At 39.0% G+C, this 23,683-nt stretch carries 25 protein-coding genes; 11 read left to right on the top strand and 14 right to left on the bottom strand.

What is annotated here, in order from left to right:
• Window positions 1-7: 7 nt before the first annotated feature.
• The 5 genes from adeI to R5R67_RS11370 form a co-directional block, all read right to left on the bottom strand.
• The gene (gene adeI, locus R5R67_RS11350; RefSeq protein ID WP_000986589.1) at window positions 8-1,258 is read right to left on the bottom strand and encodes a multidrug efflux RND transporter periplasmic adaptor subunit AdeI; all 1,251 of its coding nucleotides are present in this window, start codon (window positions 1,256-1,258) and stop codon (window positions 8-10) included.
• Window positions 1,259-1,282: 24 nt separating this feature from the next.
• Window positions 1,283-1,909, bottom strand: coding sequence for a phosphatase PAP2 family protein (locus R5R67_RS11355; protein ID WP_002004370.1), 627 nt, complete (start codon window positions 1,907-1,909; stop codon window positions 1,283-1,285).
• 184 nt (window positions 1,910-2,093) lie between these two features.
• A complete protein-coding gene (locus R5R67_RS11360; protein ID WP_318754847.1) occupies window positions 2,094-4,154 on the bottom strand; it encodes a site-specific recombinase in 2,061 nt (686 codons plus the stop codon).
• Window positions 4,155-4,168: 14 nt separating this feature from the next.
• Complete coding sequence (sdsA, locus tag R5R67_RS11365; RefSeq protein ID WP_000234081.1) at window positions 4,169-5,146, bottom strand: All-trans-nonaprenyl-diphosphate synthase; 978 nt, start codon at window positions 5,144-5,146, stop codon at window positions 4,169-4,171.
• A gap of 47 nt (window positions 5,147-5,193) precedes the next feature.
• The gene (locus R5R67_RS11370) at window positions 5,194-5,493 is read right to left on the bottom strand and encodes a hypothetical protein (RefSeq protein WP_000667118.1); all 300 of its coding nucleotides are present in this window, start codon (window positions 5,491-5,493) and stop codon (window positions 5,194-5,196) included.
• A 96-nt stretch (window positions 5,494-5,589) separates the two neighbouring features.
• Here R5R67_RS11370 and rplU point away from each other — a divergent pair, with 96 nt between their 5' ends.
• The 7 genes from rplU to R5R67_RS11405 all read left to right on the top strand — a co-directional run bounded on the left by rplU (window position 5,590) and on the right by R5R67_RS11405 (window position 11,410).
• Window positions 5,590-5,901: a 50S ribosomal protein L21 gene (gene rplU / locus R5R67_RS11375; RefSeq protein ID WP_000271409.1), complete on the top strand. Its 312-nt coding sequence runs from the start codon at window positions 5,590-5,592 to the stop codon at window positions 5,899-5,901.
• 18 nt (window positions 5,902-5,919) lie between these two features.
• On the top strand, window positions 5,920-6,177 hold the full coding sequence (rpmA, locus tag R5R67_RS11380; RefSeq protein WP_000201632.1) for a 50S ribosomal protein L27: 258 nt from the start codon (window positions 5,920-5,922) through the stop codon (window positions 6,175-6,177).
• 240 nt (window positions 6,178-6,417) lie between these two features.
• Window positions 6,418-7,113: an outer membrane lipoprotein chaperone LolA gene (gene lolA, locus R5R67_RS11385; RefSeq protein ID WP_001056757.1), complete on the top strand. Its 696-nt coding sequence runs from the start codon at window positions 6,418-6,420 to the stop codon at window positions 7,111-7,113.
• A gap of 127 nt (window positions 7,114-7,240) precedes the next feature.
• Window positions 7,241-8,029, top strand: coding sequence for an RsiV family protein (locus R5R67_RS11390; protein WP_001177773.1), 789 nt, complete (start codon window positions 7,241-7,243; stop codon window positions 8,027-8,029).
• Between the two features lie 118 nt (window positions 8,030-8,147).
• Entirely contained in the window at window positions 8,148-9,419 is a 1,272-nt protein-coding gene (serS, locus tag R5R67_RS11395; protein WP_000566838.1) for a serine--tRNA ligase, read from the top strand.
• A gap of 67 nt (window positions 9,420-9,486) precedes the next feature.
• Window positions 9,487-10,860: a siroheme synthase CysG gene (gene cysG / locus R5R67_RS11400; RefSeq protein WP_000350915.1), complete on the top strand. Its 1,374-nt coding sequence runs from the start codon at window positions 9,487-9,489 to the stop codon at window positions 10,858-10,860.
• A gap of 76 nt (window positions 10,861-10,936) precedes the next feature.
• The gene (locus R5R67_RS11405; protein WP_000582202.1) at window positions 10,937-11,410 is read left to right on the top strand and encodes a tRNA (cytidine(34)-2'-O)-methyltransferase; all 474 of its coding nucleotides are present in this window, start codon (window positions 10,937-10,939) and stop codon (window positions 11,408-11,410) included.
• Between the two features lie 49 nt (window positions 11,411-11,459).
• Here the strand turns inward: R5R67_RS11405 and R5R67_RS11410 are convergent, their stop codons facing one another.
• On the bottom strand, window positions 11,460-11,840 hold the full coding sequence (locus R5R67_RS11410; RefSeq protein ID WP_001001261.1) for a winged helix-turn-helix transcriptional regulator: 381 nt from the start codon (window positions 11,838-11,840) through the stop codon (window positions 11,460-11,462).
• A 116-nt stretch (window positions 11,841-11,956) separates the two neighbouring features.
• Here R5R67_RS11410 and R5R67_RS11415 point away from each other — a divergent pair, with 116 nt between their 5' ends.
• Entirely contained in the window at window positions 11,957-12,517 is a 561-nt protein-coding gene (locus tag R5R67_RS11415; protein ID WP_000071875.1) for a flavodoxin family protein, read from the top strand.
• Between the two features lie 39 nt (window positions 12,518-12,556).
• Here R5R67_RS11415 and R5R67_RS11420 read toward each other — a convergent pair whose 3' ends face one another.
• From R5R67_RS11420 to rpoD, 6 genes are all read right to left on the bottom strand, one after another.
• The gene (locus R5R67_RS11420) at window positions 12,557-13,942 is read right to left on the bottom strand and encodes an APC family permease (protein WP_000183446.1); all 1,386 of its coding nucleotides are present in this window, start codon (window positions 13,940-13,942) and stop codon (window positions 12,557-12,559) included.
• A 265-nt stretch (window positions 13,943-14,207) separates the two neighbouring features.
• A complete protein-coding gene (locus R5R67_RS11425) occupies window positions 14,208-15,392 on the bottom strand; it encodes an iron-containing alcohol dehydrogenase (protein WP_001118410.1) in 1,185 nt (394 codons plus the stop codon).
• Between the two features lies 1 nt (window position 15,393).
• Window positions 15,394-15,927, bottom strand: coding sequence for a hypothetical protein (locus R5R67_RS11430; RefSeq protein ID WP_000626048.1), 534 nt, complete (start codon window positions 15,925-15,927; stop codon window positions 15,394-15,396).
• Window positions 15,928-16,007: 80 nt separating this feature from the next.
• Complete coding sequence (gene lipB / locus R5R67_RS11435; protein WP_000050858.1) at window positions 16,008-16,661, bottom strand: lipoyl(octanoyl) transferase LipB; 654 nt, start codon at window positions 16,659-16,661, stop codon at window positions 16,008-16,010.
• A 183-nt stretch (window positions 16,662-16,844) separates the two neighbouring features.
• Window positions 16,845-17,132, bottom strand: coding sequence for a YbeD family protein (locus R5R67_RS11440; protein WP_000887099.1), 288 nt, complete (start codon window positions 17,130-17,132; stop codon window positions 16,845-16,847).
• Between the two features lie 97 nt (window positions 17,133-17,229).
• On the bottom strand, window positions 17,230-19,116 hold the full coding sequence (rpoD, locus tag R5R67_RS11445) for an RNA polymerase sigma factor RpoD (protein ID WP_001281941.1): 1,887 nt from the start codon (window positions 19,114-19,116) through the stop codon (window positions 17,230-17,232).
• 358 nt (window positions 19,117-19,474) lie between these two features.
• Here rpoD and R5R67_RS11450 point away from each other — a divergent pair, with 358 nt between their 5' ends.
• Both R5R67_RS11450 and R5R67_RS11455 read left to right on the top strand, forming a co-directional pair.
• On the top strand, window positions 19,475-19,681 hold the full coding sequence (locus R5R67_RS11450; protein ID WP_000099358.1) for a PA3496 family putative envelope integrity protein: 207 nt from the start codon (window positions 19,475-19,477) through the stop codon (window positions 19,679-19,681).
• A gap of 75 nt (window positions 19,682-19,756) precedes the next feature.
• Window positions 19,757-20,281: a YecA family protein gene (locus R5R67_RS11455; RefSeq protein ID WP_001274941.1), complete on the top strand. Its 525-nt coding sequence runs from the start codon at window positions 19,757-19,759 to the stop codon at window positions 20,279-20,281.
• Between the two features lie 122 nt (window positions 20,282-20,403).
• Here the strand turns inward: R5R67_RS11455 and R5R67_RS11460 are convergent, their stop codons facing one another.
• Window positions 20,404-21,336 (bottom strand): rhodanese-related sulfurtransferase, encoded by a 933-nt coding sequence (locus R5R67_RS11460; RefSeq protein WP_000994655.1) that lies wholly within the window; start codon window positions 21,334-21,336, stop codon window positions 20,404-20,406.
• A 111-nt stretch (window positions 21,337-21,447) separates the two neighbouring features.
• Here R5R67_RS11460 and R5R67_RS11465 point away from each other — a divergent pair, with 111 nt between their 5' ends.
• Entirely contained in the window at window positions 21,448-21,933 is a 486-nt protein-coding gene (locus R5R67_RS11465; RefSeq protein ID WP_001981983.1) for a DUF1289 domain-containing protein, read from the top strand.
• A 69-nt stretch (window positions 21,934-22,002) separates the two neighbouring features.
• On the opposite strand, the gene gltA is transcribed toward R5R67_RS11465, so the two are convergent.
• The gene (gene gltA / locus R5R67_RS11470; RefSeq protein ID WP_001287579.1) at window positions 22,003-23,277 is read right to left on the bottom strand and encodes a citrate synthase; all 1,275 of its coding nucleotides are present in this window, start codon (window positions 23,275-23,277) and stop codon (window positions 22,003-22,005) included.
• Window positions 23,278-23,683: the final 406 nt, after the last annotated feature.

The following is a 23,683-nucleotide window of genomic DNA, read 5'->3' on the forward strand; positions in this document are numbered from 1 at the left end:
CTACCCCTTATGCATTTGAAGCTGCTTTCTGTTCTGCTTGAGGTTTACCTGATTGAGCCGGTTTCGCAGCATTTGGTGCTGCACCTTGAGAGTTTGCTGGTTGAGCTTGATAAGGTTTTGCTGATACTTCTTGCCCTTCTTTAACTTTGGCAACACCATCAACAATGACTTTATCGCCGGCTTTTAAGCCGTTAGTCACAATCCAGTTTTGTCCTTGAACACCAGAGGTTTCAACAGGACGGCTCTCAACAACCCCTTTAGCATTAACAAGCATCGCTACAGCTTGTCCTGTAGGTAAACGAGTAATGGCAGCTTGAGGAATCAGGTAAGCATTTGGAACAACGCCCTGAACAATTTGCGCAGTGGTATACATACCCGGAAGCAATAAATGATTCGGGTTAGAGAATACGGCACGTAATGTAATTGTTCCTGTATCTTGGTTTACAGAAGCGTCAGAGAAAGCAAGTTGCCCTTCGATTGGATAGGTAGAACCATCTTCAAGCTTTAATTTTACTTTCGTGTTGTTACTGTTATTTAAACTGCCTTTACTTAGTTGTTGACGTAAACGCAATAACTCAGCACTAGACTGATTAATATCAACATAGATAGGATCTAACTGTTGAATCGTTACCAACGGGTCAGTCTGGTTTGCAGTAACCAAAGCACCAGCCGTTACTGAAGAACGACCAGATTGGCCAGAAATAGGAGAGCGAATTGTAGAATAACCAAGATCTACATTTGCATTTGTTACTTGAGCCTTAGCTGCTGCAACTTGTGCTTCTGCAACATTGACTTGACCAAGTAAGTCATCATATTCCTGTTTAGACACAGCATTACTAGAAACAAGTTGTTTATAACGATTTAACTTGGTACGTAGTGAAGCTAGATTTGCCTGTTGTTGTAGGAGTGATGCTTTTGCATTTTCTAACGTTGCACGGTTCGTTCTAGAGTCGAGCTCATAAAGCGCCTGACCTTCACGAACATAGCTTCCTTCAGCAAATAAACGTTTTAAAATCACGCCACTTGTCTGAGGACGAACTTCAGAAATTTGATATGCTGAAGTACGGCCTGAAAGCTCAACGCTTTGTTCAACACTTTGTGGTTGAGCAACAATAACACCTACTTCTGCAGGCGGCATTTTCTGAGCAGCAGCAGCTTGCTGTTTCTCATCGGAGCCTTTGCTACAACCAACAAGCGCGATACTTGTTGCTAATGCGCAAGCAGTAAGGGCTGGTGCCCAAAGCTTAGCCGACATCATTGTTCCACCTCGTTTAGATAAAATCTAAAAATATATTTGTTTTCTACTTAACCTACTTTGTGTTTGTAATAACCAGAGCCAAAGCAGTGCAATCCAAATAAAACCAATGCCCCAACCAGCGAGTACGTCTGTTGGGAAATGAACTCCTGCATATATTCTTGAAAGCCCCATACACACAAACCAAAGACAGGAGATCAAAACAATATAAGGAGAGTTAATGTTGTGCTTATGGCATAACATAATCATTGCCAGACAAGCCAGTGTTGATGCATAAACACTATGTGCACTTGGGAACGATGCACCGTAACTTTCAACAATATGATATGCCTCAGGAGGTCTAGGCCGGTTAACACACCACTTGAGCAGCCAACCCATGGTGATACTGCCAATAACTCCCAAGCTAATGAAAATAACAGTAATATATTTTTTATACCATGCTAAATATATACATACTAGAAAGGATAAAAAACATACAAAAGGCATGCCGCCTACGCGTGCAAGAAAGGTGGTTATAGTATTAAGATAATCTAAACGATGGTGACTCAATGTTTGAACGGTGAGCAAGTCCAAAGATTGAAGACTTGGTACAAAAAGACCAAGAACACCTAATCCTAAAAAAACGCAACCAATACAAAGCAATAGATAGGGCATAAACACACCTTTGCTTATTCATATAGTTTTTCACTATTGAACGCCGTTGAAAGTGTACTTGCCAGTACACTTTTTTTCAAGCCTGATAGATCATCGTAAATTCATTTTGAAATTTTTTTAACATTTGGAAAAACAATCACAACAAAATTGACGGACATCACATTTTGTGTACAAAGCAAAACATTTAATGTTCTGCTTTTTTTCCACTATTGGCTTGGGCATTTTCTTCTAATTCTAGAGGCTGTTTCGGTGGCCAAAAGAAGTCACTTGGTCGGGTAAGAAAATGGGTCATGACCAGTTTGGCTAATGGCTTCCATTGTTCAAAGCGAACTCGACGTGCACGTAATGCCACAATAATAGTGAGTGTGAAACTCACAAATAAGTTGGTGAGACCAATACAGAGTACGCCTAAAAATGAAACTATAATCAAGCCAATATCAGGACTACCATTAATAGTCATTAAACCTTGAATGAAGTTCGCTGACGCAAAGGCAATGTGACGAATATCTAGAGGTAGGCCCAAAATAAAGCCAATTGTTCCCATACTTCCTAACATTACGCCAAATAGGAAATTACCTGCGAGCGCCCCTAAATTACGTTCAATATATTCTGCAAAACGGTTCAGGCGTTCTTGCCCAAATAAGTTTCTTAAACGTCGATGTGCTTTTAAACGGGGTCCTACTTTTCTATAAACTGCCATGTTGTCGAAGTAGCCCGCAATTAGGCCAGATAAAAACAAACACACCCCAGCAATCGCTGCATGCGGAACGGCTAATGAGGTAAAAGGGTTTAGGCTATGTAATAGATAAGTTGCCTTGGTATGAGTTAATAAAGGCTCATCAAGATAGAACTGCCAAGCAAAGGTAATAAGAGCAGCAGTAGGAATTGCAATCGAGATATTACCCAAAATAGCAATAAACTGAGTTCGAATAATATTGATAATAAGTGCGGCTAATTCTGCAATTTGTGCCGTTTTAGAGCCTTTACGTTGCTGAACTGTGGCTGCAAGTGCGGCAGCTGTCATTGCGGGTTGTTTTGTTGCAACAGTAAAGTGCAATACATGAATCAGAATAAAGCCCAGTGAATAGTTCATACTGAACGTAAAGGCTTGCATGAGCGGAGCCATCGTCATACGTGCAGCAAGAATTTTTAATGAGGCCATACAGGCAATAATCACACCTGCACCAGCAGCGGCTTTATACATGCCCCAAAAGCCTTTGGTGTCTGTACTTACATAGTGTTCGCCAGTACGGCTTGCATTCTCTGTGACTTGAAAGGCAATAAGCTCACTGGTCGTGCTGAGTAACGAGCGGACACTTTTTTCACTATAATGTGCTTTAGTTAAGTCTGAAATTAAGTTTCCTAAAGAAACGTAACGTCCCTCGCTATCGTCTACAACTAGATAGAGTAATAATTCAATCCGATCTAAACACTGTTCAAGTAAAGACAAAAGATAGGTCAAACTTAAACTAACACCGATTCTTTTGGTCGCTCGACGTATTTTTAAAACGACGTCTCGACACTGCTCTAGCATTACAAATGCTTGAGAGGCATCAGGTGGTGGAAGCACAGCAATGTCGTTGCTGGAAATATCCTGTTTTTTGTACTTCTCTATAAACTCAATAATTTCACGGTTTTGTACCAAAAATGGCGATTCATATTCGGTTAACTCAGGTTGAGCGTTAATAAATTCAGGATAAAGACCAATACCACTAATACGGTAAGATAAGACAGTAATCGCCTTAATCATTTCTCGCTGAATGGCATGCTTTTCAGCGACATTACTATTACTTTGCCCAATAAGTCCGAACAAAGTTGCCCAATCCTTGTCATCGACATTGTTTAACCAGATTGAATCACTTTCTAAATAGAAAATTTTTCCAATCAGAATTTTAAGCTGGCTTGCATCTTCAATAAGTGGCAGAAAATGGCCGCCAAGTCTTTGCCCAAGCTGGTTCCAGAAACCATCTAAAGACAAAATACCGCTATCTGCATATAAGCTGACTTGCTTATATTGATTAATGAGGCGTAATAAAAAGGTTTGTAAAAGGGCTGGAGCGGTAGGAGTAAGTAATAGGCTATCAATAAAGGCTTGTATTTTTTGCTCTATTTCATCCGTATCTTGAGGATCGGATGGCCGTAAAGCATTGACTAGGTCAATGAGAATATTTTCGTCAATAACAGCTTGAGGGTTTTCAAGCTGTTTTTGGATTTTAAAAAAATGTTCTGAAAAATTTATATGCATAGGCAAAATAATATCTACTGTATTCGATGTAATGCAAGCCGAGTTAAATTAATCAACGCTTGACGATAAGGTGTATCAGGCAAGATTGATAAGGCTTGCAGTGCTGCTTCTGTTTCTTCTTGGGCACGGCGCTGGCAATAGTCTAAAGCACCAGACTTTTGCACAATTTCAATCACTTTAGGTAATTGGTCAACACCACCAGTCGCAATACTGCGTCTGATAATGGCATGCTCTTCACCGGTTGAATGTGCTAATGCTGAAATTAACGGTAAAGTCGGTTTACCTTCCATTAAATCATCACCAATATTTTTACCTAATGTTTCAGCATCTGAAGTGTAGTCTAAAATATCGTCAATAATCTGGAATGCATTTCCGAAATGGCCTGCAAATAATCTTAAAGGTTCGCGGTAAGCTTCTTGCCCAGCCAAAATAGCTGCACCTTCGGTTGCAAGTTCAAATAAACGAGAAGTTTTCCCGTGAATAATTTTTAAATATGTTTCTTCGGTTGTATCCGGTTGATGCTGAGATTGGAGCTGTAATACCTCACCTTCAGCAATTTCACATGTACCTGTTGAGAAGTCTTTTAATAAGGTCATGTTGTTTAAATCAACCAAAAGGTCAAAAGCGCGGGCAATAAGGAAGTCACCAACCAATACGGCCGTTTGATTGTTCCATGTTGCATTTGCAGTAGGACGACCACGGCGAAGTCCAGATTCATCAACTACATCATCATGCACTAAAGTTGCGGTATGAAGCATTTCAATAATAGCTGCCAGACGCTGTGCATTTTGCATATTGTCGAGGCCGCAAGCGCGTGCTGCAAGTAAACACATGATTGGGCGCATACGTTTGCCGCCAGCTTCAACTACATGTTTACTCACTGACATGACCAAGCCGACTTTTGAGCTAATTCCTTCATTAATCAAGTGATCCATCGCAGCAAAGTCTGTAGCAACAGGAGCGAGAATGTCTTGCTTAAAATCGATGACCATATGAAGAAAAACCCCGTATTGGTAGATAAGTGGCGTTAGTGTATCAATTAAAAGTGCATTAAACAGGGAAACAAGCAATTGATATTAATCATTTGTATGTTCATGAAGAGTTCTTTGTTCTTTATTTCGGCAAAACGATGTGTTTCCGACAAAACAATAAATTTTAATAACGTCAACATGAATACAGCTTGTTCTTGTTGCAAGTTGTGTTTGGAACTGTATTTTAAATTCCATTCAGAATCAATGAAAAGTACTAAAATCAAATTGAAGCTATTTTTATTATGTAAGAATGATGGCTTCTGTTGCTTAGTTAAAGATAAAGCACTTGTCGTTTGATCAAATTTCACTTAAAATCTGTCGCCTTGTATAACCCCAGTGGCGTTCGTTTTAAGATCGATATATCCCTTTATCGGCACGACGACACGGGCTGATTGGAGTACGTTATGTACGCAGTAATCCAAAGCGGTGGTAAACAGCACCGTGTAGTTGAGGGTGAAACCCTTAAAGTTGAATTATTGAAGGCTGAATCTGGCGCAACTATTACATTTGATGATGTATTAATGGTTGTAAACGGTGACAACATTCAAATCGGTGCTCCAGTTGTAGCTGGCGCTAAAGTAACTGCAGAAGTGATTGGTCATGGTCGTCACGACAAAATCCGCATCATCAAAATGCGTCGTCGTAAACACTACCGTAAACAACAAGGTCACCGTCAATGGTTCACTGAGTTGAAAATTACTGGTATTTCAGGCTAATCACGAGGAGTAAGAGACATGGCAACTAAAAAAGCCGGTGGATCGACGAAGAACGGTCGTGATTCAAACCCAAAAATGTTAGGTGTTAAAGTTTACGGTGGTCAAACTGTAACTGCTGGTAACATCATCGTTCGTCAACGTGGTACTGAATTCCACGCTGGTGCAAATGTTGGTATGGGCCGTGACCATACTTTATTTGCTACTGCTGACGGCGTAGTAAAATTCGAAGTGAAAGGTCAATTTGGCCGTCGCTACGTAAAAGTTGAAACTGTTTAAGTTTTAGCTTAAGAAAAAGCCCACATTTTGTGGGCTTTTTTTATGGAAATACATCAATATTGTCTTCATGATGATGAATGAAATTCTACAAACAACATGAATAACATAACAAAATATCTTATTTTCTCAATGATTAGCACAAAGTTTGTCGGTTAATATAAGTCTTGAATGAAGAGCTTGTATAGCTGGATTAATTGAAAGGCTAGCAAGTTATCTTACAGCAACTAAAAAGGTGATGACATGAATATGCTTCGTAAAACCATGTGTGCTATTACACTCAGCGCCTCAGTGCTTGCTCCTGTAATGAGTACTACAGCGTTCGCTGCACCCGTAGCAGCACCGGAGCAACAGGCAATTGGGAACCTGGTAAATCAGTTATCAGGCTTACAGCGTTTGACTGCCGATTTTGAACAAACAACGAAAGCGAATACAAAAACTGTAGCACAGAAAAAAGGCTTAAGTGCTCAGCATATGAACCAGACATTTAAAGGTTCAATGAAAGTTGAACGTCCGGGGAAATTTTATTGGGAAACTGTAAGTCCCTCTAAGCAAACTATTGTAACAAGTGGAAAAACAGTCTGGATTTATGACCCTGATCTACAACAGGCTGTGCGCCAAAGCCTAGATGATCAGGTCGCTGATACACCTGCTTTATTACTCTCTGGTAATACTAACCAAATCATGAAGTCTTACCGGGTAACTCAGCCAGATAAATCTAAGTTATATTTCACTTTATTCCCTAAAAAAGAAGATGGAGCTTTCCAAAGCTTAACGATTAGTTTTGGTGCCAACAAAGCACCTACACTCATGGTATTACAAGATTCTTTAGGTCAAACGACTTATGTTCGTTTCAAGAATGTTAAAGTAAATGCCTCAATTCCGGCTTCAACCTTCAATTTTACGCCTCCGAAAGGTACCGATATTATTGATCAATAAGTCTGATTATTTAGAAAGCCATCTTTACGATGGCTTTCTTTTTATATATCAAGCCTAGATACATTTTTTAACCCCGTCTTAAACTTACGCTTTGTATAGTGGTAGGAGTGAGTTTACGGGGATTAACATGCAACTTTACGATAAAAAAACTATTTTCATTCTTCCAATGTTAGCTGCCATGGTTGCGGTGAGCGGTTGTCAGCCAAAATCTACAGCTAAAGATGAACAACCGGCTTCTAGTGCTTCAGTAAAAGAGCAAAAGCAAGCTGAAGTCCCTGTCATTCAAGCAAAAGTTGTTCCTGTAAAGCTGCCAAAACCTAAAGTTTGTCTTGAAGACGGCTGCACTGAATATGATTTTCAGACCGTACAAACCAATCAAAAATGGATTAATGATTATTTTACGAACCGTATAAAAAAAGCAGACCCGAATGCTTTTGCAAATTTGGCTGATAAACCTGTTGAGGTACCGGAAGGGGAGCCGAGCTCAAGTCAGAGTGCCATCTATGTCCGTTATTTAGGGCAAAATTATAACCTTGCAACCTTTGCATTCCAGACATATTCATACTCTGCGGGGGCAGCACATGGTATGTCACATCAAGAGTTTGTAAATTTTGACTTGCTAAATAAAAAGCACATTACCGTTGAAGAACTTATTAAGCCAGATGTTGAAAAACAGTTGGTTGATGCACTTTTTGATGCAAATACTAATTGGCTTCAAGAGCACAATATTAGCCGCGAAAAACTGCAATTAAGTGATAATTTCTACTATGGTGCAAATGGGATTGTTTTTGTCTATCCAATTTATGAATTAGCTTCTTATGCAGAAGGTATGTCTGAATTAACCTTGCCATATTTTGAAGCAGCTAAATATATTAAACCTGAGTATTTACCGAGTGTACCGAACTATAACTTATAAAATATAAGATCTATTCTAAGAATTGTGTGAAAGCTATTCGTTATGAAGATGATCACTATATTTTTTAGTGTTAAGGGCTTACACTATAGCCAGTTTTTTACCCATATTATGATTGATTATGATCGACCCTAAGTTACTCAGAAATAATATTGAAGTCGTTAATGCAGCTTTGGCAAAACGTGGTGTTCAGTTAGATGTTCAAGAATGGGCATCTTTAGAGACTCGCCGTAAAGACTTGCAATCAAAAACTGAAAAGTTACAGGCAGAGCGAAATGCCGGTGCTAAACAAGTGGGTCAGATTAAAAAATCCGGTGGTGATGCTTCTGAAATCATGGCACGTATGCAAGCCATTGGTGATGAAATTAAAGCTGCCGAAGTTGCTTTATCAGAGCTACAAAACGAGATTGAGCAAAAAGCGCTTAGCATTCCTAACTTGCCGGACGAATCTGTACCAGCTGGTAAAGATGAAAATGATAACGTTGAAATCTCAAAATGGGGTACACCTCGTCAGTTCGATTTTGAAATCAAAGATCATACTGATTTAGGTGAGTGGATGGGCGGACTAGAGTTTGAAACTGCCACTAAACTCACAGGCTCACGTTTTAGTGTGTTGAAGGGACCTTTAGCTCGTCTACAACGTGCTTTAACTCAGTTCATGCTCGATACCCATACTTTAAAGAATGGTTATACCGAAGCTTATGTGCCTTATTTGGTAAATGCTGATTCATTACGTGGGACAGGTCAGTTACCAAAATTTGAAGAAGATCTATTTAAACTTCAAGGTGAAAAAGAATACTACCTCATCCCTACAGCAGAAGTTCCAGTCACTAACTTTGTCCGTGATGAAATTATTGATGCAGACCGTTTACCATTAAAATATGCGGCCCATACACCATGTTTCCGTAGTGAAGCAGGTTCTTATGGTCGTGATACACGTGGTTTAATTCGTCAGCACCAATTTGATAAAGTTGAAATGGTGCAAATCGTTAAGCCTGAAACATCTATGCAGGCACTTGAAGAGCTTACTGCACATGCTGAGGGCATTCTACAGGCACTTGGTTTGCCTTACCGCAAAATTTTGCTCTGTGGTGGTGATATGGGCTTCGGTGCGACTAAAACTTATGATTTAGAAGTTTGGGTTCCAAGTCAAAATACTTACCGTGAAATTTCAAGCTGCTCTAATATGGGTGATTTCCAGGCACGTCGTATGAAAGCACGCTACCGTATGGATCAGAAGAAGACCGAATTGGTGCACACTCTAAATGGTTCAGGCCTTGCTGTAGGGCGTACTTTACTTGCAGTAATGGAAAACTACCAACGCAAAGACGGTTCAATTGAGATTCCAGAAGTATTACGCCCATATATGGGTGGTGTAACGTTTATTGATTAAGCTTTGCATCTAAATTGTGCACGGTTTTTGCTTAAACATAGTCAGATGATTGATGTAGAGGTTTAAGGTGGATATTTTTCCAATCTCTTTGAAGTTGCAGCAGCAACGTTGTCTGATTGTGGGCGGAGGGCATATTGCTTTACGCAAGGCAACTTTATTAGCTAAAGCAGGAGCAATAATTGATGTTGTTGCTCCTGCAATTGAAGATCAGCTTCTGCAATTAATTAAAACAACAGGCGGCGAGCCGTTTATTGAAGCTTTTGCTGAAAAATTTTTAAGTACACCCTATCGTTTAGTTATTGCAGCGACCAATGATGCAGAAGTAAATAAAACAGTTTTTGAGCAGTGTGAAGCGCGCAATTTACTTGTAAATAGCGTCGATGATATTCCACATTGTCGTTTTATGGTGCCTGCGATTATTGATCGATCTCCATTAATTGTTTCTGTGGCCTCAAATGGAACATCTCCTGTTCTATCTCGTCAAATCCGTACACAGTTAGAAACCTCTATTCCACATGGCATGGGCAAGTTAGCTGAGTTTTCAGGAAAATGGCGCAATCAGGTTAAAGAAAAAATTTCTAATCCAGATGAGCGCCGTATATTTTGGGAAAACTTGTATGCGAGCCCCTTAAAAGAACAAGTTTTTAATGACAATCTAGATGTTGCCGATAGCATGCTTGAACAAGCACTGCAGGAGTGGAAAGCACCTAAAGGCGAGGTTTATTTGGTGGGTGCAGGTCCTGGTGATCCTGAACTCATTACTTTAAAAGCTTTACGTTTAATGCAGCAAGCTGATGTGGTCATTTATGACCGCCTTGTTTCTGCACCTATTTTAGAATTGTGTCGTCGAGACGCAACAAAAATATATGTTGGTAAAGCGCGTTCTAACCATAGTGTTCCTCAAGAAGGTATTAATGCATTATTGGTTGACTACGCGAAAAAAGGTAAACGTGTTTGTCGTTTAAAAGGGGGAGACCCTTTTATTTTTGGCCGTGGTGGCGAAGAGATCCAAGAGTTATTCCAAGCTGGCGTCCCATTTCAAGTTGTTCCCGGTATTACTGCTGCGTCAGGGTGTTCAGCTTATGCAGGTATTCCGCTTACCCATCGTGATTATGCCCAGAGTGTCCGCTTTCTTACAGGCCATCTAAAAGAAGGTTCTCCTGAGTTACCGTGGAACGAACTGGTATACGAAAACCAGACATTAGTACTGTATATGGGGTTGGTGGGATTAGAGCGTATTTGTGAACAGCTGATTGCGCATGGACAACGTCCAGATATGCCAGTTGCGTTAATTTCAAAGGGTACGACACCTGAACAGAAGGTTGTGGTGGGGTCACTTGCTGATATTGCATCTAAAGTGACAGAACATCAAATTCATGCGCCGACACTCACAATTATTGGTGAGGTTGTACGTTTGCGTGAACAGTTACAGTGGAATTAGTCGGCTTATTGATATCTGCAAAAGAGATGTAATTATTGCCTGAGCTAACCAATAAGTAATTTAAGTGAGTAATTAAGTGATTCATGTTGTTCTATACGAGCCTGAGATTCCTGCTAATACAGGTAATATTATTCGTCTATGCGCGAATACAGGCGCTCAATTGCATTTAGTTAAGCCTTTAGGCTTTGAACTGGATGATAAAAAGCTTAAACGTGCAGGGCTTGATTATCATGAATGGGCAAGAATGCAAATTTGGGACAACATAGAGCTTTGTCTTGCGGACTTAAAAGCAAAAGGTGTTGAGCATATTTTTCCTTTAACTACGAAAGGTTCTGCTACGCCTCATACAGTTGATTTAAATAGACCCGTGGCTTTATTGATGGGGCCAGAAACACGCGGCTTGCCTGAACATGTTCGTCTGATGTTCCCTCAAGAACAATGGATTCGTTTACCAATGGCAGAAAACTCAAGAAGTTTAAACTTATCTAATGCAACTGCCGTAATTGTATATGAAGCATGGCGTCAGCAAGGCTTTAAAAAATTAGGTTAATTTCTTAAGTACTAAATAAAAATAAGGCCCTTAGTGGCCTTATTTTTATTCAAGCTTGTTCTAGTATTTTTTCGTCATACATGATTTGAGCTGCTAAAACTTGCTCAATATTAGTTTCAGCCCACTCTTTTAACTGATACGCCATAGCAGCTACATTTTGCCCAAGTGGCGTGAGGGAATAATCGACACGAATAGGGGAAGTATCCTGAATTTTTCGTTCGATAAAACCGTCTCTCTCTAACATTTTTAACTTCTGAGACAAGACCTTAGGTGAAATCCCTTCAATATTTTTTTTAAGTAAGTTGAAGTGCTGAGTTTCATGCTCAAGAATATTTAAGATGAGTAAAACCCATTTGTCTGCAATTTTTTCAAAAAACAGTCGAGCAGGGCAATGTTGTTGAAAAATATTATATTTTAGACATTCATTCATCTAATTTACCCTCTCTTTTCTAAAAAAATAGGATAGTTACCAAATGGTAACTAATTGACACCTAGTATCTAAAATATATCATTAAATGGAATTTAATAAAACATAGGTTTTCTTCCATGTCTAATTCTAATATTGCGGTTGTATATTTCTCAGGTTATGGCCACACTAAAGTAGTGGCTGAAACTTTTGCTAATGAAATTAATGCTCAACTTATCCAGATTGATCAGGAAGGTAATATCACTGAGCAAGATTGGGAAACATTGAATAATGCAAAAGGTATTGTGTTTGGTGCGCCGACCTATATGGGTACAGCACCATGGCAATTTAAAAAATTTGCTGATGCCACTTCAAAAGTTTGGTTCACACGTGGTTGGCAAGATAAAGTATTTGCAGGCTTTACGAATAGTGCAAGTTTAAATGGGGATAAACAAGTTACGCTTATCCAGCTGCAAACTTTAGCATCACAGCATGGTGGCATTTGGGTGAGTCTGGGCTTATTGCCAGCGAATACTAAAGATGCAACACGTGAAGATGTAAACAACTTAGGCGGTTCGGTAGGGCTTTTAGTTCAATCACCTTCGGATGCAAGTGTAGATGAAGTCCCAACAGGGGATTTGGAAACAGCTAAAGTTTATGCAAAACGTGTACAAGCCATTGTAAATAAAATATATGGTTAATGAGTCCATAAAAAAAGGCGCTTTTAAGCGCCTTTTTTGTTATTCATGCTCATTATGTTGAGGAGCATTATATTTAAAGCCTTTGGTTTTATAGGCAAGATAACCTACCCCAAACACTGCCCAAGCTAAGCCAATTTGCAAAGCAAGCTTGTCAATTTCTAACCACATTAAGAACACACTAGCAAAGCCAAGCGTTGGTACAATAATGTAATTAATAATATCTTTGATAGATTTGTTTTTACCATCTCTCAGCGCGTAGCGCGAAATCACCGAGAAGTTTACAAAACTAAAAGCAGTTAAGGCCCCGAAACTAATTAAGTTAACAATATGTTCAAGGTCTAAAAAGCCAGCAGATAATGCAACCACACCAACAATAAGAATGTTGTAAGTCGGAGTATGCAATCTTGGGCTAATATGACCAAACAACTTTTTATTGATAACCCCATCACGACCCATTACATACATTAAGCGAGATACACCAGCATGTGCTGAAATACCGGATGCCATTACTGCAACTACAGCAAAATATAAAACTAATGTTTTAAATGCAATGCTGCCAATTGCTGCAACCATAACAGGTTGTGATTCATCTAACGGTTTAAAATAGATGTTTGGGTTGCTAGGGAAATACAACTGTATAAAGTAAGTGCTTACGATAAAAATAATACCTGCAAGCAATGCTGTTGAGAAAATCGCTTTTGGAAGCGTTTTTTCAGCATCTTTAGTTTCTTCTGCAAGTGAAGATAAAGCATCAAAACCTGTAAAAGAAAAGCACAGTACTGTTGCACCACCAATCAAAGCACTAATAGAAGTCATATCATTCCAAAAAGGAGTTAATGACCATAATTCGGCTTTATCGGGATTAAGCGTACCATCAGCATATACGCCTTGGGTAAGGAGAATATATACTTGATAAACAAAGTAAAAAATAACACCAAGTTGAATAACCACAATTGTACTGTTAAAACGCGCGACAAAGCGTGCGCCAAATAAGTTAATCACAGTCATTAATGCAGTTAGGCCAATAACCCATAGCCAATTATTTACTTCTGGAAACAAAGCTCTTAAATAAATATCGGCCAAAATGATATTGACGAGTGGTGAAAGTAAATAGTCTAGCCAAGATGACCAACCCACCATAAAACCAACATTAGGGTGAATTGACTTTTGGGCGTAGGTATATGCTGATCCTGAAGAAGGATAGCGTTTGATCATGTGTCCATAACTGATCGACGTCAATAAAATTGCAACTAAGGAAAAGATATAAGAAGTAGGTACATGACCACCACTTCGTTCTGATACTAAACCAAAAGTATCAAATAAAGTTAATGGCTGAATATAAGCTAAACCAATAATAATGATGTGCCAAAGCACAAGATTCTTTTGAAGTTTAGCTGTTGGTTTAGTCCCAGATAAGTTTGTCAACGGCGTTATCCTCATAATCGTTGATCAAGGATCAGCTTGGTGTTAAGGATCGTTTGAGACGAACGATCCCCCCTACATAAAAGATAAAGTGCGCCAATCTATCCTAAATTGATGCAAATTGTCAGTACTTTCGTGGATTTTTTAGCAAATTTTTTGCCATATTTCCAAAGAAAATGATGAATAAAAATTCATAGATATAAAAAAGGTCTGATTTATCATAAAAATCAGACCTTTAGCTTTTTGCTTTAGATATCTAAATCTTAACTTACCAAGCTTTTTGTAAGATCTCTCTTAGATCTTTTAAGCTTGCTTCTTTAGGATTATAAATAATTGAGCCATCATTTAGTGCTTTCTCTGCCACTTCATCAAGCTGTGCTTCAGTAACTTTACCTGTTTCACGTAAGGTACGTGGTAATTTGGTTAAGCTAAATAAACGATCACGCATTGCTAAAATAGTTGCGATTGCTCTGTCTGCACGCTGAGTAGCAGGAGTCTGGGCATAAATATCGGCACCTGCAAGTGGTAATAGCAACTCGCCAATTTTCTGACCATTGACTTGTTTATTGTACTCAAGCACATAAGGTAAGAATAAGTTCATGCACAGCCCGTGGGGCAGGTGAGCAACTGCACCTAATGCATGTCCTAATGAGTGTACAAGGCCTACCATCGAGTTAGAGAATGCGATACCTGCCATTGTAGAAGCTTGGGCGAGTTCTAAACGACCTTGTGAGTCATTTGGATTTTCTAAGACATTAAATAGATTTTCGCTAATCTTTTTAATACCTGCACTTGCATAGGCATCGCTGAGTGGGTTGGCTGCCATACAGGTGTATGCTTCAACACAATGTGTTAACGCATCCATACCCGTCATTGCAGTTAAGTGAGGTGGTAAAGTTAATGTCATGCGTGGATCTAAAATCGCAGCATGTGGCATTAAGTAATATGAAGCAAATGCCAATTTAACATTCTTTTGTGTATCAGACACAACAGCAACCATGGTCACTTCAGATCCCGTACCTGATGTAGTCGGGATGACGAAAAATGGTTTTAATGGTTTTGGTAGGTTGTGTGCACCAGAATATTGAAGAAGATCATCTCCACCTTCTGATACTAAAATGTTAGTTGCTTTAGAGGTATCGATAACAGAACCACCACCCACAGCAATAATCGCATCACATTTATTTGTGCGATAAGCTTCCGCGGCAAGTCGAACAACTTCAAGACTTGAGTCTGGTGGAACATCATCAAAAACATGACCAATGACTGCATCAGTTGTGCTAAAAGCAGCTTCAATAGGGTTTAACAAGCCATTTGCACGAACACCTTTATCGGTAATGATAAGAGGGCGTTTTGCACCTAAAGTCGCAAGTTCAAACGGAATATGTTCTAAAGCAGCATTACCGGCAATGACTTTTACAGGACAAAAGAATTCGTAATATGGTTTAGCCATGTTATGCGCTCCGCTTGAAGTAAGACTTAGCTACTTTTAAATAAATATTTGCAGCTTGGTTGAATTTTTCTTTTAGGGTAAGTTCAGTTGGGTATTCTTTAACAGCGAGTGAAGCCACCAATTTCGGTAAAATGAGAGACTCCATTTTATTGAGGCAGCGGACTAAACGAATTGCTGCGGATACATCGCCATCAGCAATCATGCGATCATTTGCAAAGGCTTGAGCAGTACTTTCCTGAAAAGAGAAAACCAAAAAAGCATGAGTTACATGCTTAAACGTAATGGTTAAGTCAGGCTTTTTTTCCGCTCTTTTTAGCAGTTCTAATTGTTTATCTTCTGTCACTCGTGCAAAAAATGCTGGTCCATTTGGGAAGACATTCATTGAAAGTACAAAGTGAACAGGAAATTTAGACACTTCCTCTTGTATTTCACTATCTACTTGACTCGCCATGACTAAGCCTCGACCAACAACGTCCATCATGAGCTTAACGTAGGCAAGTTGCAGAGTGGGCTTTACAGCTTTTGTCGAAATCACTTGCTATCCCTTCTTAAAATTATGCAAAAGCAAATTTAGAGTAATTACTCTAATATATTTTTATTCCATCTCAAAATCATTTATTCAATTTTGACTTCTGGGTCATTAAAGTACCCAGTAGCTTTAATATACTCAATAAAGTCCTGACAAAGTTGTTCAAATGATGGATATGGAGTCACTAAATCTTGTATGCGGACCATTTCTAGCCCTGCATAACCACATGGGTTGATGGTTTGAAAACCAGTTAGAGCACAGTCCAAGTTTAGGGCTAAACCGTGATAACTACGTCCACGGCGAATTTTGAAGCCTAATGAACCAATCTTTCTGCCATCCACATAAACGCCTGGTGCATCAGGTTTTGCATATGCTTCAATGTTATATTTCTTTAAAACATCTATCATAAATTGTTCAGCAAAACTGACCAATGTGCGTACATTCCATTTCAGTCGATTAAGGTCAAACATAAAGTAAGCGACGAGTTGACCAGGACCATGCCATGTCACTTGTCCACCACGGTCAGTTTGTACCACAGGAATGTTTGATGGAATCAGAATATGTTCTGGTTTTCCTGCCTGACCTTGAGTTAGTACTTCGTGATGCTGGAGTAACCACAGCTCGTCTGCTGTATTTTCATCACGTTGATTGGTCAGGTTCTTCATCGATTCGAATTTGCTTTGATAATCTTGTAAATCGTTCCACTGACGAATAATCAAAGTGGGTTTATCAAGGCTCATTAAACATTTTCCTGTGCATGGTACTTAACAGAAGGGAAGTCTCTCAACTTTAAATTATGAGAGTATGCTTTTGATGAGTTTAAAGTATTTTGCCTAAACGGTTCTAAATATTTGTAATTATTTCTATAAAGATTGGTATAAATAAAAATGCCATGACATTAAATTTGTCATGGCATTTAAAAATTAAAGCGCAGTTCTTATTTGCGGACAAGCAGCCAAGTCTGCATACAAAGCATGCACTTGTTCCAATTCATCAAAGCGTAATTGCGCGGTTAATGAATGGTATTTGCCTGTACGTGATTCTTGTACTTTTAACGTTGTTTGGTCAAAGTCAGGAAAATGTTTCACTAGAATATCAACGACAGCTATACGTAATTCTTCACCCGCATCGCCAATGAGTTTAATTGGATAGTCCATTGGAAATACCCAAAGGTCTTCACGGAGTTCGCGAGATGGAGTGCGGTCTAACATAAGTAACCTCATCATGTGAAACGCCTGCATCATCGCAGGCGTTTATAGCTCTTTCTATTAAATGGGGACTAGTCTCGAAATTTCAAGATTTCAAAAATTAGTCATTCTCTAGGAAAGAACGCAAGTGTTCAGAACGAGAAGGGTGACGTAATTTACGCAATGCTTTCGCTTCAATCTGACGAATACGCTCACGTGTTACATCAAACTGCTTACCTACTTCTTCTAAAGTATGATCGGTTGGCATATCAATACCAAAACGCATCTTCAATACTTTTGCTTCACGTTCAGTTAAGTTTTCTAAAACTTCACGAGTTGCTTCTTTTAAGCCTTCTGAAGTCGCAGCATCAATTGGAGAAGTGATGTTCTGGTCTTCAATAAAATCCCCAAGATGCGAATCTTCATCATCACCGATTGGAGTTTCCATTGAAATTGGCTCTTTCGCAATTTTAAGAACCTTACGAACTTTAACCTCATCCATTTCTAAGCGTTCGCCTAACTCTTCAGGAGTAGGTTCACGGCCCATTTCCTGTAATAATTGACGCGATACACGGTTAATTTTGTTAATCGTTTCAATCATGTGTACAGGAATACGAATTGTACGAGCCTGATCGGCAATAGAACGGGTAATTGCCTGACGAATCCACCAAGTCGCATAAGTCGAGAATTTATAACCACGACGGTATTCAAACTTGTCTACGGCTTTCATCAAACCAATGTTCCCTTCTTGAATCAAGTCAAGGAACTGTAAACCACGGTTGGTATATTTTTTCGCAATCGAAATTACCAAACGAAGGTTGGCCTCTACCATTTCTTTTTTCGCACGACGAGCTTTGGCTTCACCAATTGCCATACGTTTAGAAATATCTTTAATTTCACTAACGTTTAGGCCAAGCTCTTTTTCGATATCTGCAATTTTTTGCTGGAAGGCTAAAACATCAGGACGAACTTTTTCCAAGTGAGCCTTGATTTCAGCTGGAGCTTTAGCAATTTGTTCATCTAACCAAGCAGGATTAGATTCCTGTTTCGGGAAAGATGTACGGAACTGGTTACGGTCCATACGGCCACGACGTACTGCATAACGCATAATTTCACGTTCATTGGCACGAATTTGTTCATGAGTTCCGCGAATCATTTCTGAAATGATGTCAAATAAACGTGGAGTAAATTTAAACATCATAAATACAGTTGCTAAAGACTCAAGAGCTTCATTTGCTTCAGGGCTATTACGGCCATGTTTTTCGATGACAGCTTTAGTTTGAGCCCATGCAGCTTCTAATTCAGCAAAACGAACTTTTGCAACTTCAGGGTCTGGACCTGAATCACCTTCAGAATCATCATCACCTTCAGACTCTTCTTCTTCATCGTCATCATCAAGCTTAACTTCTTTCGTTGACTTTGTAGATGATTCGTCTTCTTCCTCAAGTTCTTCAACGTCTTCTAAAACTTCAGGAATATCTTCATCAGTTTCAGGGTCTAAATAACCAGATAAGATATCGGCAAGACGGCGTTCGCCAGTTAAAAAATCATTATATTCTTTTAATACAACTTCAACAGCATTTGGCCAGTAAGCGATTGAGTTCAAGACATCACGAATGCCTTCTTCAATACGTTTAGCAATGCTGATTTCACCTTCACGGGTTAACAGTTCTACTGTACCCATTTCACGCATGTACATACGTACAGGGTCTGTCGTACGTCCAGGCTCATTTTCAACAGATGCAAGTACGGCAGCAGCTTCTTCTTCAGCAACTTCATCAGTTGCATCAGCTGATTCGCCGAACATGGTATCGTCAGATTCAGGTGCACGCTCGTGTACAGGAATACCAACGTCTTGAAGCATCTGGATGATGTCTTCAATCTGTTCGCTTTCAGTAATCGAGTCCGGCAGATGATCGTTAACCTCAGCGTAAGTTAAGTAACCTTGTTCTTTGCCTCGGCTAATCAGAGCCGCTACTTGAGAAGTAGGGGAATGCATATCGCTCATCTTTGCTTACTCTTTGTTGAATCTGTGGCAGTGAAAAACCGTGCATGATAGCACAATTTGCTTGAAATGTTTGGGCTTTGATCGGTGACCGTTAAATAAAAAATATCTTTGAATTCACGACTATTTTTTGAATATTGGGCTAAAATCATTTTTTTCAAGGTTAAATCATAGAAAAATTTGTAGAAATCTTCGCTTATCAAAAGATTGTTCTGTTTTATAAATACACAATTTTTTGGGTGAAAAAAAGTACAAATGAGCAATTAAATGAAAAAAATATAAATAAAACTTGACAAGGAAAAGTAAGACAGATAAATAGCGGCTAGACCCATTCACATTTTTTCATTATGAGGTAGTTTTAGTGTCTTCTACAGATTTTGAACTAGATGATAACTACGGCGATGATGATGATGTCGGTTTTGATGAGTCATCAGGCAAAATCAGTGCAAAAGAATCGTTGGAAAAACGTAGATTAATTGATGATCTATTGGCACAGCGCCGTTTAGAGCGTGAGTTAAAAGATTTCGATTATGATTTAGACGATGATGATCTTGATGACGAAGACTAATCAAAACTAAATAGGGCATCGTCAGCTTAAGTGCTATGCTATCGTCAATTTCTTTTTAAAGTCAGGTAACACACAATGAGTGCATTAGATTTAGACCAATTAAGTGAATATCTAGATGGAGACCACAATGAGTATGGTCTAGACTTTGCTGCAACTCATGGATTTTTGTGTGCAATTGCAGTAGGCCCTCAGTTTGACCGTTGGTTAGATGAATTGTTCGAAGGTAACCAGAAAAAGGTTCCGGCTGAAATTATTCAACAAATCAAGGTTTGGCTAGAGTCGATTCGTCAAGATTTAGCTAATGAAAATGGGATTGAATTTCCATTTGAAGTTGAAGAAGCTGACGTTGAATCAAGCCTAGGCGATTGGAGTGTAGGGTTTGTTGATGCAATGTTCTTAAACGAAGAGGCTTGGTTTGCCCCTGAGTATGAAGAACAATTGGTTGATTTGACTTTACCAATCATGGTTTTTAGCGGAATTGATGAAGAAGATCCACAGATGGAATCTTTCCGTCGCAATGGACAGTTAATGGATGAACTGGCAGAAGAAATCCCAGATAATTTGAATGAGTTATATTTGATGTACCATACTCCAAATTAATTTATTAGAAGAATTAATAAATAACGTCCTTTCTAGGGCGTTTTTTATTGTCAGAATTTATTTATATGAATTAAAAAAGGCATCTAGAAAACTAAATGCCTTTTGAAAAATTCTTTTAAATCTTATAAACGTTTACGTTTAGCGGCAGCAATTTGTGATTGGCGCATACGGAAACCAGCTTTTTGTTTTTCAGTGGTTTTATCAATACAGTACAAGCAAGAAACACCATGTTCATAGCTTGGTAGCGCAGACTCTTCAGGAGTTAACGGCCAGCCACAAGCATGACATTTAATATTTGCACCTTCTTCAACACCATGAGTTACAGCAGTACGTCCATCAAATACGAAACATTCACCTTCCCAAAGGCTTTCATCAGGAGGAGTTTCTTCTAAATATTTAAGAATACCGCCTTTAAGATGGTAAACCTCTTTAAAGCCTTCTTGAAGAAGTAAAGAAGTTGATTTTTCGCAGCGAATACCGCCCGTACAGAACATCGCGATTTTCTTATCTTTATGTTGTTCTAACTCTTTTTTTACATATTCAGGAAATTCGCGGAAAGTTTCTGTTTTTGGATCAATCGCACCTTTGAAAGTTCCGGCTTTATATTCATAATCATTACGTGTGTCGATTAGAATCACATCATCACGTGCAATAAGCTCATTCCATTCTTTAGGATCAAGATAGTGACCCACTAAATCACGAGGTTTTACTTCAACGCCTAAAGTCACGATTTCTTTTTTAAGCTTGATTTTCATTTTACGGAAAGGTTTGTCAGAACTATGGGATTCTTTATATTCCATAGCGTTAAAACCTTCGTTTAACAAAAATTGATGAATTGTATCAATTGCTTCACGGTCCCCAGCAACAGTACCATTAATTCCTTCACCTGCTACAATCAGAGTTCCGCAAAGGTTAATTGTTTTCACTAAGTCTAAAAGACGTTGTTGAAGATCAGCTGGATCTTGAACTTCTTTAAATTGATATAGTGCTGCAACAACCCAACCCGCGGTCGCTTGCTGTTCTACAGGTGCAAGCTGTTCTACAGTAGCGTTCATGGAAAACTCCAAATGTATTAAGATAGAAATTTAAGGCGCATATTTTAGCGCGAAAATTCGTAATAAGCGAGAAAACCATAAAAAGTATATGGTTTATTTAAGGAGTCTGTTTTGAGTAGTGATCATCGAATGCTCTCTCTCACCCCATGTGCAGGGCGTTGTTCAACAGTTTTTGGTGATCAGGTGTGTCGTGGTTGTCGCCGCTTTAACCATGAAGTAATTCAATGGAATACCTATACGGCAGAGCAGCGTTTAGCTGTCTGGAAGCGTTTAGATGATCAATTGGATCAGATTTTGGTACCTATGTTGCCGCAGGCGAATCTACAGCATGTAGAAGGATTTATATTAGGTAAACGTGTCAGGTTAATGGAAGGGGCGAGTAAAGGGCGTAAACTCTACCATGCCTTAAAAATATGTGAAAAGAATAAGCATTTAGCTCATGAGAGTGGTTTGGGGATTTCAGAAGCGCAAGTTAAAGAAGTATGGACTGAGTTTGAAAGACGTATTTTAGCTTTGGCTAAAGCGAGTTATGAGTTGGCTTGGTTAAGAGCTGATGGTATTAGTCATCACTTATTAAATATGTTTGAAGAAGAATAACTTTTAAAAACTTATTTATAAAAAAAGCTGCCATTAGGCAGCTTTTTTACATTAATGTTCTTTCGAATATTAACGCTTGATGTCACGTTGCACTTCACCAGTGTAAAGCTGACGAGGACGACCAATTTTGTAAGGACCGCTGTGCATTTCTAACCAGTGACTGATCCAGCCAACTGTACGTGCAAGAGCGAAGATAACGGTAAACATTTCTGTTGGGATACCAATCGCTTTAAGGATGATACCAGAGTAGAAGTCTACGTTAGGGTAAAGTTTACGTTCAACAAAGTACGGGTCGTTCAATGCAATACGTTCAAGTTCCATAGCAAGCGCTAATTGAGGATCATTGATACCTAATGCTTCAAGAACTTCGTCACAAGTTTGCTTCATCACTTTAGCACGTGGATCGAAGTTTTTGTAAACGCGGTGACCGAAGCCCATAAGTTTAACTTCTTTGCGTTTAACTTTTTCCATGAACTCAGCAACATTTTCAACGCTACCGATTTCATCAAGCATTTTAAGAACTGCTTCGTTCGCACCACCGTGTGCAGGACCCCAAAGAGCAGAGATACCAGCAGAGATACACGCATATGGATTCGCACCAGTAGAACCAGCAAGACGAACTGTAGAAGTAGACGCGTTTTGTTCGTGGTCAGCGTGAAGCGTAAAGATACGATCCATTGCACGAGCAAGAACAGGGTTTACTTTGTAGTCACGGTCTGCAGGAGTTGCAAACATCATGTGTAAGAAGTTTTCCGCGTAATTTAAGTCATTACGTGGATAGATGAATGGCTGACCTACAGTATATTTGTAGCTCCAAGCAGCAAGCGTTGGAATTTTAGCAATCAAACGAATCGCAGTAATTTCGCGGTGGTTGATGTCTTCAATGTCAAGGTTGTTGTGATAGAAAGCAGATAATGCGCCTACTACACCAACCATGATTGCCATAGGGTGAGCATCACGACGGAAACCATTGAAGAAACGGCTAACTTGATCATGAACCATAGTATGAGCACGAACTTTCGCATCGAACTCAACTTTTTGTTCAGCAGTTGGTAACTCGCCATTTAATAATAAATAACAAGTTTCAAGGTAGTCTGCTTGAGTCGCTAACTGGTCAATCGGGTAACCGCGGTGTAATAAAATACCTTTGTCACCATCGATAAATGTGATTTTAGACTCGCATGAAGCTGTCGCCATAAAACCAGGATCAAAAGTAAAGTGACCTGAGGCCAATACATCTTTAACGTCGATTACATCGGGACCTAATGTGCCACTGTAAATTGGTAATTCAATTTCTTTGCCATCAAGATGTAATACGGCTTTTTTGCCAGTTGCTTCAGACATTCAATAGATCTCCTGTCCTGGTGAATGATTATCTGACTCGAAATCCTAATTTTCTCATGTGCGAATCAGACGGTGTCAAAATTTGCTATAAGATTAGTGAGTACTGAAATTTTGTCAATTATACTTATGGATAAAAAATGACGTTCCCACAGAGAGTTAGTCATCAAGACCCGAGCAAAAAAAGTCAGTAAAATCACTGCATCGGGATGGTATCATAAGTCAATTCAAGAAGAACGTGCAGAAAAAAAATGAAGCGTGAGTACAATTGTAAGCAAATTTTTAAATAAAAATTAAGAATAGGGTAACGTTATAAAATGCCAATCCGATTAAAAAAATCATAAAACTCAGGCTGTAATTTTAAATTTTGATTCAAAAATCGCCACATTATCACTATTTGATAATTCCA

The organism is Acinetobacter sp. OYA S30 (assembly GCF_033599315.1).
Taxonomy (GTDB): domain Bacteria; phylum Pseudomonadota; class Gammaproteobacteria; order Pseudomonadales; family Moraxellaceae; genus Acinetobacter; species Acinetobacter baumannii.

What these genes read in the sequence shown, in the direction of transcription:
- lolA (WP_001056757.1), top strand. Translation starts at nt 6,418, where the DNA reads ATGAATATGCTTCGTAAAACCATGTGTGCTATTACACTCAGCGCCTCA.
- R5R67_RS11415 (WP_000071875.1), top strand. Translation starts at nt 11,957, where the DNA reads ATGTCTAATTCTAATATTGCGGTTGTATATTTCTCAGGTTATGGCCAC.
- R5R67_RS11460 (WP_000994655.1), bottom strand. Translation starts at nt 21,336, where the DNA reads ATGAACGCTACTGTAGAACAGCTTGCACCTGTAGAACAGCAAGCGACC.
- lipB (WP_000050858.1), bottom strand. Translation starts at nt 16,661, where the DNA reads ATGAGCCTTGATAAACCCACTTTGATTATTCGTCAGTGGAACGATTTA.
- R5R67_RS11425 (WP_001118410.1), bottom strand. Translation starts at nt 15,392, where the DNA reads ATGGCTAAACCATATTACGAATTCTTTTGTCCTGTAAAAGTCATTGCC.
- R5R67_RS11360 (WP_318754847.1), bottom strand. Translation starts at nt 4,154, where the DNA reads ATGCATATAAATTTTTCAGAACATTTTTTTAAAATCCAAAAACAGCTT.
- R5R67_RS11355 (WP_002004370.1), bottom strand. Translation starts at nt 1,909, where the DNA reads ATGCCCTATCTATTGCTTTGTATTGGTTGCGTTTTTTTAGGATTAGGT.
- R5R67_RS11455 (WP_001274941.1), top strand. Translation starts at nt 19,757, where the DNA reads ATGAGTGCATTAGATTTAGACCAATTAAGTGAATATCTAGATGGAGAC.
- rplU (WP_000271409.1), top strand. Translation starts at nt 5,590, where the DNA reads ATGTACGCAGTAATCCAAAGCGGTGGTAAACAGCACCGTGTAGTTGAG.
- sdsA (WP_000234081.1), bottom strand. Translation starts at nt 5,146, where the DNA reads ATGGTCATCGATTTTAAGCAAGACATTCTCGCTCCTGTTGCTACAGAC.
- rpoD (WP_001281941.1), bottom strand. Translation starts at nt 19,116, where the DNA reads ATGAGCGATATGCATTCCCCTACTTCTCAAGTAGCGGCTCTGATTAGC.
- gltA (WP_001287579.1), bottom strand. Translation starts at nt 23,277, where the DNA reads ATGTCTGAAGCAACTGGCAAAAAAGCCGTATTACATCTTGATGGCAAA.
- R5R67_RS11390 (WP_001177773.1), top strand. Translation starts at nt 7,241, where the DNA reads ATGCAACTTTACGATAAAAAAACTATTTTCATTCTTCCAATGTTAGCT.
- rpmA (WP_000201632.1), top strand. Translation starts at nt 5,920, where the DNA reads ATGGCAACTAAAAAAGCCGGTGGATCGACGAAGAACGGTCGTGATTCA.
- R5R67_RS11410 (WP_001001261.1), bottom strand. Translation starts at nt 11,840, where the DNA reads ATGAATGAATGTCTAAAATATAATATTTTTCAACAACATTGCCCTGCT.
- adeI (WP_000986589.1), bottom strand. Translation starts at nt 1,258, where the DNA reads ATGATGTCGGCTAAGCTTTGGGCACCAGCCCTTACTGCTTGCGCATTA.
- serS (WP_000566838.1), top strand. Translation starts at nt 8,148, where the DNA reads ATGATCGACCCTAAGTTACTCAGAAATAATATTGAAGTCGTTAATGCA.
- R5R67_RS11440 (WP_000887099.1), bottom strand. Translation starts at nt 17,132, where the DNA reads ATGTTAGACCGCACTCCATCTCGCGAACTCCGTGAAGACCTTTGGGTA.